Raw genomic sequence first — 15583 nt, 5'->3', positions numbered from 1 at the left:
CCGGAAGACAACAAGGATGGAGGTGACTTCGGTCGAGGACGCCTGCACCGTATTCAACGCCTAGATGGCGTCGGTCACCCCTCAGGGCCTTATGCGATGCTCTCTGCCACGTACGATTTCTAAAAGCACCGCTTCGGCAAACCGGAACAGGCCGGCTTCTCAACGAACACCTGCCCCAACGCGCAGCACACGCACTGCAGCCCAGACATCCGATGTGGCGTGCTCAACCACGGGCATCGTCGCTGACATCACCGGTTCACGCAGCCGGAGCCGGTGTTGATGGCTACCCACTTGATACAGGCGAGTTGGGCTTGTCGTTGCCTGTGTGGCGATGCCAACAGATCACATTGCCATCTGATACGTGATTGCCCCCCTCGGCGTTGATCGGGGTCTCTCTTGCCGGGAACAGCCCCTAGGTGATGCCGCGAGCAACTGAGAGACTCGAAAGTGAACAGTGGCAAACTCTCAACTCTAAATTTATTTCCTTGTTTTTCAATAACTTGAAATTAGTTACAGCTGATATTGCAAAATCCATGCAAGTGAAATTTAGATTTCATTCAGCTGTAACGAAAACTACATTTCTGTGCAGCGTGGTTGCAACAGCAGTTTGCTAAGTCAATGAAACAAGGAAATTTGATGACCCGCAGCACAAATGTCACCCGGCTCAAGCGCACCGCGCTGGCCATCGTCCTCACCTCGGTCATCGGCGCCGCCGCTGCCCAGAGCACCACCGGCTCACTGTTCGGCAACGCCCCAACCGCCGCTGGTGCCACCATCACCGTCCAGAACGAATCCGGCCTCAAGCGCAGCGTTCCGGTTGATGCCAATGGCCGCTACAACCTCGGCTCGCTGCCGGTGGGCAAGTACTCCATCCGTCTTGAGCGTGATGGCCAGGTCATCGACAAGCGCGAGAACGTGCTGCTGCGCGTTGGCGCAGGTACCGAAGTCTCCTTCGGCAGCGAAGGCGCTACCACGCTGGATGCAGTGACTGTTACTGCCGCCAGCATGCCCAAGATCGACGTCAGCAACACGGTCTCCAAGTCCGTCATCACCTCCGAGCAGCTCGACGTCCTGCCATTGGGCCGTTCAGCCGAAGCCATCGCCCTGCTCGCTCCGGGCGTGGTGAGTGGCAGCGGCTTCTTCACCAATGGCTCGCGCACGGTACTGTCGTTCGGCGGCTCCAGCGTCACCGAAAATGCCTACTACCTCAATGGCTTCAACACCTCCAATCCGCTGAGCAACGTCGGTGGCGTCAGCCTGCCTTATGGCTCGATCGACCAGCAGGAAACCTATACCGGTGGCTACAGCGCGCGCTACGGCCGTTCCACCGGCGGCGTGATCAACCAGCTGGGCAAGCGCGGTACCAACGAATGGCACTTCGGCTTCCAGACCACCTGGGCACCGGACTCGCTCGCCGCTTCCCCACGTGACGTCTGGTATCCGAACAACGCATTGGAACCGGGCTACCGCTACTCCAACGCGAAGCTCCCAGGCACCCTGTACCGCTACCGCAACAATGACACAGCCACCCGCACCACGATGAGTGGCTATGTCAGCGGCCCGCTGATCGAAGATCGCCTGTTCGTGCACCTGGCCGCCGAAACGGACAAGAAGGACGGCGTGTCCACCAACAGCGTCGCCTCCGCCGCCCAGGCACGCAACAACTACACCATCGACACACCGAAGTTCTACGGCAAGGTCGACTGGAACATCACCGACGATCACACTCTGGAGTACACCCGTATCCAGAACACTGACCGCACCAGCGGTTACTACACTGCCTTCGACTATGAAACGCTGAAGGAAGGCGAGCGCACCGGTTCCTTCTCCGACACGACCAAGATCAAGGACGACTACGACGTCTTCAAGTACACCGGTTATCTGACCGATGACTTGACCTTGAGCGCCGTGTGGGGCCGCAGCAAGCAGAGCAACCTGCAGTACAACCCCGGCGAATCGAACAACCCGTACCTGAGCGGCGTGACCCTGCAGGATCCGAAGATCACCGGCGGCAAGCCGATCCGCAACGACCAGGCCACCCGTGATACCAAGGCCGACGATGCCGGCAGCACCACTCGTGGTTTGCGTGTGGACCTGGAATACCGCCTGGGCGATCACCAGCTCAGGGCGGGTATCGACAACATGTACTACAACGCCAAGAACGAAGGCCTGAAGATCACCGGCCCCGGCTATGCGTGGTACTACTCCAGCATCGCTCCGAACAAGTCGCCGAGCCCTGGCTTCAACATCACCCCGCCGGGCGGTGACGGCTACTTTGCCTACAAGTACGTCCTGGCCACCACTACCAGCATGTCGGTCGAGCAGAAGGCCTACTTCCTGGAAGACAACTGGCAGGTCACACCTAACCTGCTGCTGTCCATTGGCGTGCGCAACGACAAGTTCACCAACTTCAACAGCGCCGCCGTTGCCTATGTGAAAAGCGGCGACCAGTGGGCACCGCGTCTGGGCGCCAGCTGGGACGTCTTCGGTGATTCCTCGCTGAAGGTGTTCGCCAACCTGGGCCGTTACTACCTGGCCCTGCCGAACAGCGTTGCCATCCGTGGCGCGTCGGCATCCACCTTCACCCGTGAGTACTTCACCTATACCGGCATTGATGCCAATGGCGTCCCGACCGGTTTGACCGCGCTCGGCCCGGGACCGGTGTCCTCCAACGGTGAATACGGCCAGACCCCGGATCCGGCGGGCGTCGCCCCCACGGACCTGAAGTCGCAGTACCAGGATGAGCTGATCCTTGGTTTTGAAAAGACCCTGGGTGCGTCCTGGAACACCGGTGCCAAGTTCACCTATCGTCGTCTGCAGACCGCCATCGACGACATCTGCGATCCGGACCTGATGGAAGCCAAGCTGCAGTCGATGAACGTCGACACCAGCAAGCTTGAGATTCCGGGCTGCGTGATCTTCAACCCGGGCAAGACCAACACCTTCCTGGCCAAGCACCTGGATGGCTCGGGCTATACGTCCTTCAGCATGAATGGACAGGATTGGGGCTACGGTGGCACCAAGGCCAAGCGTGACTACATCGCGGTCGATCTGTTCCTTGAGCACCCGATGACTGACAAGTGGTACGGTCGCGTCGACTACACCTGGTCGCGCAACTTCGGCAATACCGAAGGCCAGGTGAAGTCCGACATCGGTCAGGATGACGTCTCCAAGACCCAGGACTGGGATGCGGCGGCGCTGATGGAATATGCAGGTGGCTACATGGCCAATGATCGCCGCCATCAACTGAAGGGCTTCGGTGCCTACCAGTTCAACGACGAGTGGACTGCATCGGCTACCGTGCGCATCATGTCGGGCATGCCCAAAACCTGCCTGGGATTCTATGGCGAAGACCACAGCGAGCCGGTTCCTGGCTACGGTGCCTCCTACCACTTCTGCGATGGCAAGCCGTCGCGCCCGGGTGATGCAGGCCGTCAGCCGTGGACCAAGCAGCTGGATCTGGGCGTGATCTATCGTCCGTCCTTCGCCGATCACAAGCTGGCCCTGGGTCTGGATGTGTTCAACGTGTTGAACGAACTGAAGCAGCTCCAGTCTGATGCGCGCTTCGAAGCCAACCCCTACACCGTATCCAATACCTACGGCATGGGTAACTACTACACCACCCCGCGTTCGGTGCGCCTGACCGCATCCTACGACTTCTGATCAGACGCTGAGCAACAACGCAATCTCTACTGAATGATGTACTTGAAACCCCGGCCCAGCGCCGGGGTTTTTTTTGCGTCAACGATCCCAACACGGCGAACTGCCGTACCCACACTCGCGAAAACAATGGAAATTCAAGCTCCCATTCGAACATTGTGCCGCTCGAAAAACACGGTTCATGAAATTGACAGATGAAAAAACGCCATGAAAAAAAGCAAACCTCCTCATATTCACCGCCGTAATTTGTCAGGCAACAGACTGGGTCGCCAAATCTTCGTGAAGCGTGCACCCCGCACGGCACTCGCAACCTTGGGTTTGAGAGTCACCTGCCAACTACTCCTTTGAGGGGATTCGATGAGCATTTACACGCAGAAGACGCGCATCTTCCAATGCACCGCACTGGCAGTGATGCTGGGCACATGCATGGCCTCGGCTCACGCACAGAGCACCACCGGCGACATCATCGGCAATGGCTCCGCAGCGCAGCGGGTACAGGCAAAGAATCTGGCAACCAGCAATACGCGCGAGGTGCAGGTTGCGGCCGATGGCAGGTTTCGCATCTCAGCACTGCCTACCGGCGAATACGACGTATCAACCCTGGATGGCGACACCTTGGTCAGCACTACCAGAGTGCGGGTGATCGCCGGGCAAGCCAGCACAGCCGACTTCGCGACTGCCGGCAGTGCCACCTCGCTGGACCGCATTACCGTGCGAGGGAACTGGCCCAACAGGATTGACACTACCAGCGTTGAAACCCGCACCACCTTCACTGCCGAGCAGCTCAACACCTTGCCGGTAGGCCGCGACATCACCAGTGTTTCCCTGCTCACACCAGGCACGGTCGCCAGCTCCGGTTACTTTGGCCCAGCCTCTTTCGGTGGTGCCTCGGCGGCCGAGAACAGTTATTACGTCGATGGTTTCAACGTCACCAATCTGTACGACAGCCTGTCGTTCTCGGAGGTGCCCTTCCAGGCTATCGATCAACTCGACGTCCAGACCGGTGGCTACGGCGCGCCGTATGGTTTCTCCACCGGCGGCGTTACCTCGGTCAACGTCAAGCGCGGCACCAACGAATGGAAGGGCGGCTTCAGCTGGTCCGGTGTTCCCGCAGGCTTGCGTGACAAAGCACCGGATACCTTCCGCAGCGACGGCAGTCTGCTCCGCTCCTACGACAGGAACAGCAGCAGCTCCAACACCTACACCGCGTGGGTTGGCGGCCCGCTGATCGAAGACAAGCTGTTCGTGTTCGCCCTGGGCGAGTTCGGCAACTCCAAACAGACCCTCTATGGCGGACGCGTCGGCAGCCAGATACGCAATGCTGCAGCCCCGGATACACCGGTGGTCCCAACCTCGCTGGACGCGACGGCGTACGACTACGAGTCCAAGACATCGTACTGGCTGGTCAAGCTGGACTGGTACCCGAATGAAAGCAATCACGTTGAATACACCGGCTTCGACAATAGCAGGCGTTATACCTATGACTACTTCATGGCGGCTTACAGCAGCGATGGCAGCACTGGCGAGCCGCACAAAACCAGTGCGCTGGGGCAGCTGGTCGGCAAGAGCGGTGGCCAGACCGACATCTTCAAATGGACCAGCTACCTGACCGATAGCCTCACCGCTTCGCTGCAATACGGGCAGATGCGCAACCGAAGCTCGCAGTTCACCATCAGCCCTGACGGCACCATGAGTTACTACGATGGCAACATCAACAGCGGCAGTGGCGCATGCCCCTATGTGATCGGCACCAGCGGCTCGCAGATTGGCTGCGCCCCCACCGACGCCGTCGACATGATGGGCGGCCATGACAAACGCAGGAACACGCGCCTGGACCTGGAATGGCAGCTGGGCAAGCACAAGATCAGCGGCGGCTACAGCGACGAGGACTGGGACTCCACCGCAGGCACGTCCTACTCGGCGGGGGCCTACTGGCGGCTGACTCCATCCTATGCCTACCTGATCAGCTTCCGCACTGGCGGCGGAATCGGCATAGACCAGAAATCCTGGTACCTGGATGACCACTGGCAGGTCAGCGACACCTTCATGCTCTATGCCGGCATCCGCAACGACTCGTTCGAGAACAAGAACGCCTCCGGCGCCACCTTCGTCAAGCAGGACAATATCTGGCAGCCGCGTATTGGCTTCACCTGGGACCTGTCCGGCAATGGCAGCAGCAAGCTGTATGCGTCGATTGGACGCTACTCGCTGCCGATCACCGCCAACGTTGCGCTGCGCGCCGCTTCCGCTTCCTACTACACCTACAACTACTACACGTACAGCGGCTTTGACCCCGCCAGCGGCGTGCCCAACGTCACCGGATCCTATGGCAACGGCGCATACGACTTTGTGGTGAACGGTGAAGACGGCAGCACACCAGACCCGAAGGCCGTCGCCTCCAAGGGCCTGAAGCCCTACACACAGGATGAAGCCATCCTCGGCTACCAGTACCAGCTTCACTCGGACAACAACTGGCTCGATGCATGGACGCTGAGTGCAAAGGCCACCTATCGCCGCGTCAACAACGTCATTGACGACACCTGCGATACCCGCCAGCTGTATCACGTTGCCGAGGATGCCGGTTATGACGTGTCCAGCTGGGGGGATGAGTGGGGTGTGCGCGAAGGTTTGCCAGGCTGCTATCTGTACAACCCCGGTCGTGACCTGACCCTGGCACTGGATGTGGACGGCAACGGCAGTGCCGAGGCCCTCACCGTGGCCGCCGACAAGCTGGGCCCGAAGGCCAAGCGCTACTACAAGGCATTGACGCTGGAGGCGGAAAAACACACCGACAAGTGGTATGCCAGCTTCAACTACACCTGGGCCAGGCTCAGCGGCAACTACGAAGGCCTGGTGAAGAGCACCAACGGCCAGGCCGATACCGGCACAACCTCGGACTTCGACTTTGCCGAGCTCATGTATGGTGCCGATGGCTACCTGTTCAACGACCATCGCCATACCTTCAAGCTTTACGGCAGCTACAACTTCAACGATGAGTGGCAGGTAGGTGCCAACATCCAGCTGCAGTCAGGCGCCCCGATCAGCTGCCTGGGCGGCGGCACCGGCACATTCGGCACCGCGTATGGCTACGCTGGCGTCTTCCATACCTGCAATATTGGCGAAGACGACATCTCCAGGCTGGGGGGCTCCGGCCGCACGCCTTGGACACTCAACTTCAGCCCCAACGTGGTCTACAACCCAACGTGGGCCGAAGGCCTGAGCATGCAGCTCTCGGTGCTCAATGCCTTCAACTCGATCAAGCCATTGCAGGTGTATGAAACCAGGTACTCGTACAACTCGGCCGGTACGATCACTGACTTCTACAACTATCGCGCCGGCAAGTACTACACCACGCCGCGCTACGTTCGCCTGCAGCTGCAGTACGACTGGTAAGCAGCAGACTGGCGCAGGGTGACCACGGGTGATTCCATCCGTGGCCACTTCCGGTCAGTGCAACCCGCGATCCTGCCGCCTGTCGCGGCGGCACACAATCACTGCGCAATACTGATATCGAGCGTATGCCCGACCACAGCTTCATTGCCACTGTAGTCTTTGGCGGTGATACGAATCGTGTAGTTTCCCGGCTGCAGCTCCATCGGTTGCAGTTGGCCACTTCCCAGCAGACCATCACGCACGGTATTGGTCAGCACATAGCGGAAGCGGGTACTGCTGTTGCCATGCACGGTGATGCCGCTGTCCGCGGCATAAGCGAGCTTCACCGCGTCGCGTTGCGGTGGCATGCGGTTGAAGATGATGTTGGTGCGTGGCTGTTCGTAGCCTGGCAGCGCACGGCCAGTGGCGTCGAGTATCTGGTAACCCAGGCTGTACAGCCCAAGCCGGCGGCGCGGCAGGTTGTTGTCCACCTGGTCCCAGGCTTCCACCACCAACTGCAGGCCACCGGCATTGCGTGGCACCTGCAGGCGCCCGTCGCGCTTCTCGCGCAGGCGTTGGTTGTTGCTGTCGAGCAGCGCGATGTCGTCGATCTTCGGGGCGACGTGATCGGCGTAGTTGGAAAAACCGAGGCGCACAGCGTTGCGTTCGTATCCTGAAGGGCCCACGGCTAGATGCACGTGTGCCTGGTTGTTGATGCTGCCCAATACGTCGCCGGGCTGGAAGCGCGTGCCACGGCGTACCCGCACGCGATCCAACTGGCCGGCTTCGTCGTAGACGAGCTGCATGCGTGCCGGATCCAGTGCGCGATTGGCAGCATCGCGGCCAACCTTCATATGGATGTAGTCAAGCTTGTCCAATGACAGACCCTCGGCCTGGCCACCGAGCGTCCAGGTCGAGGCCGGGCTGCTGACCTTGGCACTGGCGACAGCCAGCACGGTCTGGCCCACATCACCGCGCACATCAAAGCCGCTGTGCAGGTGATGGCGGCTCTCGCCGCTGAAGTTGCCACGCACCTCGCCCAGCGTACCGGTCACTTCATGCCAGCCCAGCTGTGGTGCCAAGGGCCAGCGCCCCTGGTTGGCAGGCAACGGGTTATCCGGCGAGGGGCCGAGTTGCGGTGGCACATCGGCCATGGCCGCAGCGCGCGGCAGCAGGTGATGGATGCGGTAAGCATCGGCATCGCTCAACACCAGGCTGCCATCCGGCGCCAGCGCCAGCCCCGCCGGCCGCGCGAAGCGCTGCGCATCGTTGCCGGCCACCACCACCATATGACCGTGCGGCGACAGCTGTACCACGCGACCGCTCTGGCGCTCGCCCACATAGATAACATCGTCATGCGTGATGGCCAAGGTCATCGGCCCCCACAGCACGCGATCGGCATTGGGCGTGCCGACGCGGGTGCTGACCAAGCCGGTACTGCTGACCGTGCGCAGCGCGTTGTTCTGCAGGTCGGCAACCCAGAGGTTGCCGTGGCTGTCGAATTTCAGGTCGGTCGGCGTATCAAAGCGGGCCTGCGCACCTTGCCCGTCTTCCCAGCCCGGCACTGCACCACCAGCCAAGGTACTGACAGTACCGTCGCTGGCAATCACCCGGATACGATCATTCCAGGTATCGGCGACGTAGACGCGGCCATCCGCGCCCACCGCCACGCCCATGGGTCCATTGAAGCGTGCCTGCCTCCCCTTGCCATCTGCAAAGCCTGCCGTGCCGTCACCAGCCAAGGTAGTGACCTGGCCCTGCGCAGTGATCCTGCGGATGGCGTGATTGCCGGTGTCGGCCACGTACAGATTGCCCTGCGCATCCAAGGCGATGCCCGAGGGCGTGTTGAACTTGGCCGCACTGCCCTGCCCGTCGGCAAAGCCTTCAACGCTACCGGCCAACAGCTGGAAGGCCCCGTCCAGGCCGCGATACAGAATGCGATTGTTCTCACCGGCATCGGCGACGAACAGCACGCCACCGCCCATTGCCAATCCCCAGGGATCACTGAAGCGGGTCTGTGCGGCCTTGCCGGCGCTGTTGCCTGCCACCCCGTCGCCGCCGAGCAGCTCGATCCGCGCCTGCCAGCCCAGCGCCGTAGGCGGCGGACCGGCAGGCGCAGGTGCCTGCGGCGCCCACACAAAGCTGGCAGCCAGCGCGGCGCCGGTAACGGCGATGACGGCAATTACCCAATGTTTGCGATCCATGTACACCCAAGCAACGACGGACCCGGCACGATAGACGTTCACGGCCCGCGGCGGAACCGCCGAAAGCCCTGCATGGTGGAGAACCATATGCATCTACATCTGCAAGAAGACACGATCCGCCTGCAGGCTGGGCAGAGCACGGATATCAGCCTGTCGCTGTCACTGCACGCGCTGCTGGAGGCGGGACTGCGGCATTTCCCGCCTTCGGAGCAGGCAATGGAAGAGGCCATCGCCAGCACCGAAGATGCCTTGATGCCATGGATTCCGGCCCTGCGCCTGGATTCGCTGGAGGTGCTGGAATGCGCCGACGCGGTGTTGGCGCCCTTGCCGGGCGTGCTTGGCTATCCGCCACAAACGATTTGTGAGCTGGACATAGATGAAGTCGAGCGGGCGTTCAACCAACTGGCGCAGGTAGCGGCGGGGATGCCGGCCAAGAGCCTGGGCGTACCGGAGCGGCCTGATTTCGTCGCCGCACTGGTAGTGGTGCGTGAGTTGATGCATCACGTTGGCTGGGAGCAGCTGCGCTTGCTTGAGGTGGGGGCTGGCTGAGCAGCAAAGCAAAGGCACCCCTCCCCAACCCTCCCCTGCTGCGCAAGGGAGGGGGCTCAAGCCAAAGCTGCAGTGCCGCGCGAACTGCCCCCTCCCTTTGCCGCAGGCAAGGGGAGGGTTGGGGAGGGGTGCCTTTGCTTTGAACTTGCCCTGCCCAATCCAAAACCCAACTACAAAGCAGGCTTCTCCGGCCCAGTCCCCATCGCCTCCCGGTAGCGCCCATACAAAGTCAGCACCTTGTCCACGTACTGTCGGGTCTCCGCGTAGGGTGGCACCCCGCCATACCGTGCAACCACCCCGATCCCGGCGTTGTAAGCCGCCGCCGCCAGCGTCCGGTCACCGTTGTAGCGGCGCAGCAGCGACTTCATGTAGCGCGCACCACCGTTGATGGACTGCGCAGGCGACAAGGGATCACTCACCCCGTATTCGGTCGCGGTATCCGGCATCAACTGCATCACACCCTGCGCGCCCTTGGGCGACACTGCTTTTTCATCGAACGCACTTTCGGCATGGGCGACCGCACGCAACCAGGCATCGTCCACGCCAGTCGCCTTGGCCGCGGCACGGAACTGCGGGGCGTGCCGATTCAATTGCGGCGTGCCCACCCGACCCAGTCCCTCATGGGCGGGCTCGCCCGGCGGCGTGGCCACGGTGAAGCGCAGATAGGGCGTTGAGCCCGGCAGGTTGCGGGTTGAATAGACCAGCTTGCCGTCCTGCTCACGCTCGTACAGGGTGCCACTGAACACACCGAAGTTGCCCCAGAGATTGGGCGTCTGCACAGCGTTGTCATCGATCTCGATGGCCTTGCAGCTTGAACCGGGCTCCGGCGCAGTGGCCATGCTGACCGTACCTTTCTGCACGCAGCGGTACACCGTGCGTGCCTGCAACGGCAGGCACAGCCCGTACAACAGCAGCAACAGCACAAGTGCGGCCGCGCGCGGCATGGGGCCAGATCCAATCGTGAGGAAGGAAACGATGCTGAGCCCGCCTGTTTGAACGGCAGGTGATGAAAAAGCCGCCAATCGCGCCCAGAATGAATACCTGCTTTCCAGCACCTTACTGCGCCCATGACCGTGCCTCTACTCGGCTTCGACAACCCCCAGTTCCATACCGGACGCAACACCAGCGTACGGCGAGGCGCGCGCTGGCATGGGGTGGCGCAAGCCTGTATCGAACTGGGTGAAGGCCGCCAGATTGGCCCTTTATCACTGCAGACCGAGCTGCGGGCTTTTGACGCCCTGGATGAAGCCGATCTGCGCGATGAACATGATCCTGGCTGTCGTACACCTGCCGGATTGCTGGCGGTGATGCAGCGCTTGTACCCCGGGTTTCGCAGCGATGAGCTGGTGACGCTGGTGCATTTCTGGGTGGAGTGAGAACGCAGACGTCAGAGAAGCGAATAGATCGGCTTTGAGCTTCGGCTTTGGGCCTTCCCTTCTCCCGTTCACGGGAGAAGGTGGTGCGAAGCACCGGATGAGGGGAGCTTTTGCTTCAACCAAAAAACCAAAACCGCAAAAGCTCCCGCCGCGATCAGCGTCCCTGCGCCGCCCGCAGATGCCCGCCTACAGGACCCGAGAACGCACGCCCATCGGCAACATCCCAGTTGATCGACCAGGTCATCACACCGCGGAAATCCGGGTACGGCTGGCTCGGCTTCACCTCATCACACTGCGTAGCCGTGGTCAGGCAATCGAAGGCACGATTGATATCTGCTGGCGTCGCATAACCATTGCCTGCAGCGCGTAAACCCGACGGCAACGCCAAGGCAACCTGGTCGGCACGCAAGCCTGCAAACCGCCCCTTGCCACCGGCCAGATCGAAACCTTCGATCAGCATCCTGGCCGAGCCCACCATCATGTCCACGCTGCCCCCCGGGTATTTCTCGGCACGATACGGCGTGGGCAGCCCGCCGTTGTTGTAGAGCTGCACATGCAGCAGATCCAGCTCCTCGCGCAGGCCGTCGATCAGCGGCAGATACGCCCCCCAGATGCCTTCCATCGACACCAAGCCGCCCTGCACATACGGGTGCTCCGGCGCCATCGACACATACAGGTTCGGGTACATGCCATGCAGGCGTTTCACTGCCGAGATCAGGTGCGGCGTCACCGGCGCGCCATGCACCACACCGGCAATCTTTTCCAGATCGACGTCGATGCCATCGAAACCGTAGGTATTGATCGCATCAGCAGTGGTGCGGACGAAGTTGTCTTCGTCGCGCTGCGTGTTCAAGGTCACCGTGCCGAGCTCACCGCCGAACGACAGCACCACGATCTTGCCCTGCGCACGCTTGGCGGCAATGTCGGCGATCACCTGCGTGCGGTCCAGCGCGCGGTCCGGGTTGAACGCGACCTTGCCCTCGCCCATGTCATCCGCGAAGGCCAGCACGATCACGTCCCAGCTTTCATCCACCTTGCCGACCGGCAACAGGCCCTGGCCGTTGTCGAAGTTATGCAGATAGCCAACCAGCGCATGCCTGGGCAGCGCATGGCTATGCCCGGGGGCGATACCCACGCCTGCGGACGGCACCGGCACTGGCGTTGCCTGACAGCCGAATGTGGAAACAAGCGCCAGCGTGGAGAACAACAGACCGATCGACTTCATCGCAACACCAGAAAGGGAAGACGCCCGATTCTAGGCATGCAAAACCGATGAAAAGCCATTTAAAGACAATAACTTAGAAAAGTCGTCCTGGTTTGTCCCGGTTTGTCCGCCAGATGACGTGCGGCCCGATCAACAGGCACCTGCAATGACGACAACAAGGCGCGCCACTGGCCCACGATGACCAGCGCTCAAGTGCACATTTTCATGCGCCGTTCGGCGTCCCACAGGGCCCGTCGGGCCATGTCGTAAGCACTGTCGGCCGCACTGAGCAGACTATGCTCGGCTTCGACCGGATCAGCGCCATTGTTGAAGCGGTACTCGGCGCGCTGCAGGGCATCCAGGTGCTTCATCACCGGGGCAAGCCATTGCCCGCGCTGCTGCGCATTGCAACGTGGATAGCGTTGCTCCAGCGCGCCCAGCGCAACCCGAATGCGACGGCTGGCTTCACCCTTCATGTCCGGCGCCTTTTCGTAGCGGATGGGCGCCGCCTTGTAGGCGTCTCCAGTGGCTTCACTACCGAGGTCGGACTTGCGCTCATGCAGGTTGGGGTTGAACGCCACCTCAGGCGGGCGCCGGGCCTGTGCAGGTTGAATGTCCGGGCCGTGAATCAAGCGCGCACCCATCTGACCCAGGGTCGGCGGCTTGGTCTTGTCCTCGAACATGCCGGAGACCATTTTCTCCAGCGGCCGCTCGCCGACGCCGGTAGCCAGTTCATCACGGTGTTCGAACACGCGCTCGGTCGCACTCTTCTGACCAGGGTCGGTGCCCTCCTTGGGCACGGCCAAACTGCCGTCTTTGCCATACAGACGTTGCGACCATGCCGGCTGCGCTGGCGCAGACGCTGTAGCGGCTGCTGTCGTCTCCACAGCCGGTGGCGATGCCATGGGCGCGGCGGCAACCCCAGGCCTGTCGGCGGCTGCCACCGGCGGTGCAGTCTGCAGATGCGGCGCAATGGCGGTGGGCGACAACTGCGGCAACACCGCTGCGCCCGATCCCGGCGTAACCTGCAACCACTGCAGCCGGGTCCTTGTCTCTTCCCGCGCCACGTTCAGCTCCGGCAACTGCAGCATCAGGCGCGCCAGCCCGCACATGAATGCCAAGGCAATCACGCCGGCGGTAAGGCGGGTCGCCAGTGGCTCGGCTGGACGGTCAGAACGCATGCAACTCCATCAGAAACAGGACGCAGGGCAGTAACCGGCCCTGTCACGGTACATCCGCACACTGCAAAGACCGACAAGAGCACACCGAGTTCCGCGATTGTGCCCATCGAATGTGTGAACCTGTGGCGAGAGTGGGTCATCATCGGGCAAACGCCGTCATCGTTCGCAGCACAAGGAGCCGTACGTGAATACCGTTGCAGCACAGAACCTGGATGAAAGCATCGCCAAGCAGCTGTTCTTTGGCCATATCGCCGAAGATGTGTTGTTCCCCTACCCACAGATCCGCGAACGCGATCGCGAGATGCTGGGCGCGATGACCGATGCCATCGACCAGTTCCTGGCCGACAAGACCGCCGAGCTGCGTCAGTACGACCGCGATGCCGAGCAGCCGCCGGAATTCATCCAGGCGCTACGCGACATGGGCCTGTTCGGGCTGATCATTCCGGAGGAATTCGGTGGGTTGGAACTGTCCAATGGCGCCTATGCGCGCGTGCTGGGCCAGACCAGCAGCCATGACAGCTCGGTGTCGCTGACCATCGGTGCGCACAGCTCGATCGGCATGAAGGGCTTGTTGCTGTTCGGCAATGACGAGCAGAAGCAACGCTACCTGCCCAAACTGGCCAGCGGCGAAATGATCGCCGCGTTCTGCCTGACCGAATCCGGTGCCGGCTCCGATGCGGCGGCAATCCGCACCAAGGCACAGCGCAACGATGACGGCAGCTGGACCCTGAGCGGCGAGAAGATCTGGATCACCAACGGCGGCATCGCCGACTTCTACACCGTGTTCGCGCGTACCGACACGCCGGAGGGCAAGGTCACTGCCTTCATCGTCGAAGCTGGTTGGGAAGGTGTCAGCCACGGCCAGCACGAAGACAAGATGGGCATTCGCGCCTCGTCCACCACCACCGTCGCCTTCAGCGATGTACGCGTTCCCGCAGCCAATGTGCTGGGCCCGGTCGGCAAGGGCTTCAAGGTGGCGATGAACATCCTCAATAGCGGCCGCACAGGTTTGGGTGGCGGCGCGGTGGGCGGCATGCGCGCGTTGATCCGCATGGCCTGTGCACAGGCCAGTGAGCGCAAGCAGTTTGGTCAGCCGATTGCCGAGTTCGGCCTGGTGCGCGAGAAGATCGCGCAGATGACCGCCGATTGCTTCGCCGCCGAAAGCACGGTGTGGATGGTGGCGCACCTGATCGACAGCGGCCGCAGCGACTACTCGGTGGAAGCGGCGATGAGCAAGATCTTCGCCAGCGAAGCCGTGCAGCGCAGCTGCTACGAGGCGCTGCAGATTGCCGCCGGCAACGGCTTCATGCGCGAGCTTCCGTACGAGCAGATGACCCGCGATACGCGCATCCTGTCGATCTTCGAAGGCACCAACGAGATCCTGCGCCTGTATGTGGCGCTGAACGGCCTGAAGGGCGTGGGCGCGACGCTGAGTGAACTGCAGAGCGCAGTCGGCGGCATCTTCAACGACCCGATCAAGGGCTTCGGCGTGCTCAGCGATTACGCTGGCCGCCGCGTGCGCGAGGCTACCGGCTATGGCACCGGCCGCATCCGCGCACCGCTCAATGATGCACTGCGGCCATTGGCGCGACTGTGCGAGAAGTACACGGTTGAACTGTCCAAGGCCTCGGACCGGTTGCTGCGCAAGCACGGCAAGAAGATCGCCGATCAGCAGCACGCGCAGAAGCGCGTGGCCGATATCGCCATCGACCTGTTCGTCGGCCTGTGCGTGCTGTCGCGGGTGGAGAGCCTGCTGCAGGCTGGTCACCCCGCAGCCGAAGACGCGGTGAAGATCGCCCGCCTGTTCGCCCGCCAGGCACGCCGACGCATGGCGCGCAATGTCCGCGGTCTGGAACGCAACGAAGACGACATCGTCGAATCGCTGGCCGCATCGGTATTGGAGCGCGGCGGCTACGCCTGGGACGTGATGTAAGCCCGCAGCTTTGTGGGAGCGGCATCAGCCGCGAAGCTGATGCAGGTGCCGGTTGCCGGGGTGTCTGCGATTGCAGGAGCTCCCTCGGCGGATGGCGCGCCAGC

9 protein-coding genes are annotated in these 15583 nt (G+C 61.9%); 5 read left to right on the top strand and 4 right to left on the bottom strand.

Annotated elements, in window-relative coordinates; translation table 11 throughout:
• Positions 1–636: 636 nt before the first annotated feature.
• Together ACVOL0_RS14455 and ACVOL0_RS14450 are read left to right on the top strand one after the other, a co-directional pair.
• Positions 637–3663, top strand: a complete 3027-nt coding sequence (locus ACVOL0_RS14455) for a TonB-dependent receptor (RefSeq protein ID WP_481549700.1) — start codon at positions 637–639, stop codon at positions 3661–3663.
• A 354-nt stretch (positions 3664–4017) separates the two neighbouring features.
• Positions 4018–7053 carry a TonB-dependent receptor gene (locus ACVOL0_RS14450; RefSeq protein ID WP_481549699.1) on the top strand — a complete coding sequence of 1012 codons (3036 nt, stop codon included), beginning with the start codon at positions 4018–4020 and terminating at the stop codon, positions 7051–7053.
• 98 nt (positions 7054–7151) lie between these two features.
• On the opposite strand, the gene ACVOL0_RS14445 is transcribed toward ACVOL0_RS14450, so the two are convergent.
• Positions 7152–9236, bottom strand: a complete 2085-nt coding sequence (locus ACVOL0_RS14445) for a gluconolaconase (protein ID WP_481549698.1) — start codon at positions 9234–9236, stop codon at positions 7152–7154.
• 87 nt (positions 9237–9323) lie between these two features.
• On the opposite strand from ACVOL0_RS14445, the gene ACVOL0_RS14440 reads away from it, so the two are divergent.
• Complete coding sequence (locus ACVOL0_RS14440; protein ID WP_481549697.1) at positions 9324–9785, top strand: hypothetical protein; 462 nt, start codon at positions 9324–9326, stop codon at positions 9783–9785.
• Between the two features lie 170 nt (positions 9786–9955).
• Here ACVOL0_RS14440 and ACVOL0_RS14435 read toward each other — a convergent pair whose 3' ends face one another.
• Positions 9956–10729 (bottom strand): lytic transglycosylase domain-containing protein, encoded by a 774-nt coding sequence (locus ACVOL0_RS14435; protein WP_481549696.1) that lies wholly within the window; start codon positions 10727–10729, stop codon positions 9956–9958.
• Between the two features lie 123 nt (positions 10730–10852).
• Here ACVOL0_RS14435 and ACVOL0_RS14430 point away from each other — a divergent pair, with 123 nt between their 5' ends.
• A complete protein-coding gene (locus tag ACVOL0_RS14430) occupies positions 10853–11161 on the top strand; it encodes an ASCH domain-containing protein (protein ID WP_481549695.1) in 309 nt (102 codons plus the stop codon).
• Between the two features lie 154 nt (positions 11162–11315).
• Here the strand turns inward: ACVOL0_RS14430 and ACVOL0_RS14425 are convergent, their stop codons facing one another.
• Both ACVOL0_RS14425 and ACVOL0_RS14420 read right to left on the bottom strand, forming a co-directional pair.
• Positions 11316–12386, bottom strand: a complete 1071-nt coding sequence (locus tag ACVOL0_RS14425) for a chitinase (protein WP_481549694.1) — start codon at positions 12384–12386, stop codon at positions 11316–11318.
• 188 nt (positions 12387–12574) lie between these two features.
• Positions 12575–13546, bottom strand: a complete 972-nt coding sequence (locus ACVOL0_RS14420) for a hypothetical protein (protein WP_481549693.1) — start codon at positions 13544–13546, stop codon at positions 12575–12577.
• 184 nt (positions 13547–13730) lie between these two features.
• On the opposite strand from ACVOL0_RS14420, the gene ACVOL0_RS14415 reads away from it, so the two are divergent.
• Positions 13731–15479: an acyl-CoA dehydrogenase family protein gene (locus ACVOL0_RS14415; RefSeq protein ID WP_481549692.1), complete on the top strand. Its 1749-nt coding sequence runs from the start codon at positions 13731–13733 to the stop codon at positions 15477–15479.
• The last annotated feature ends 104 nt before the right edge of the window (positions 15480–15583 follow it).

It is taken from the genome of Stenotrophomonas sp. STEN021, from assembly GCF_056760175.1.
This window is presented reverse-complemented; position numbering and strand designations above follow the sequence as displayed.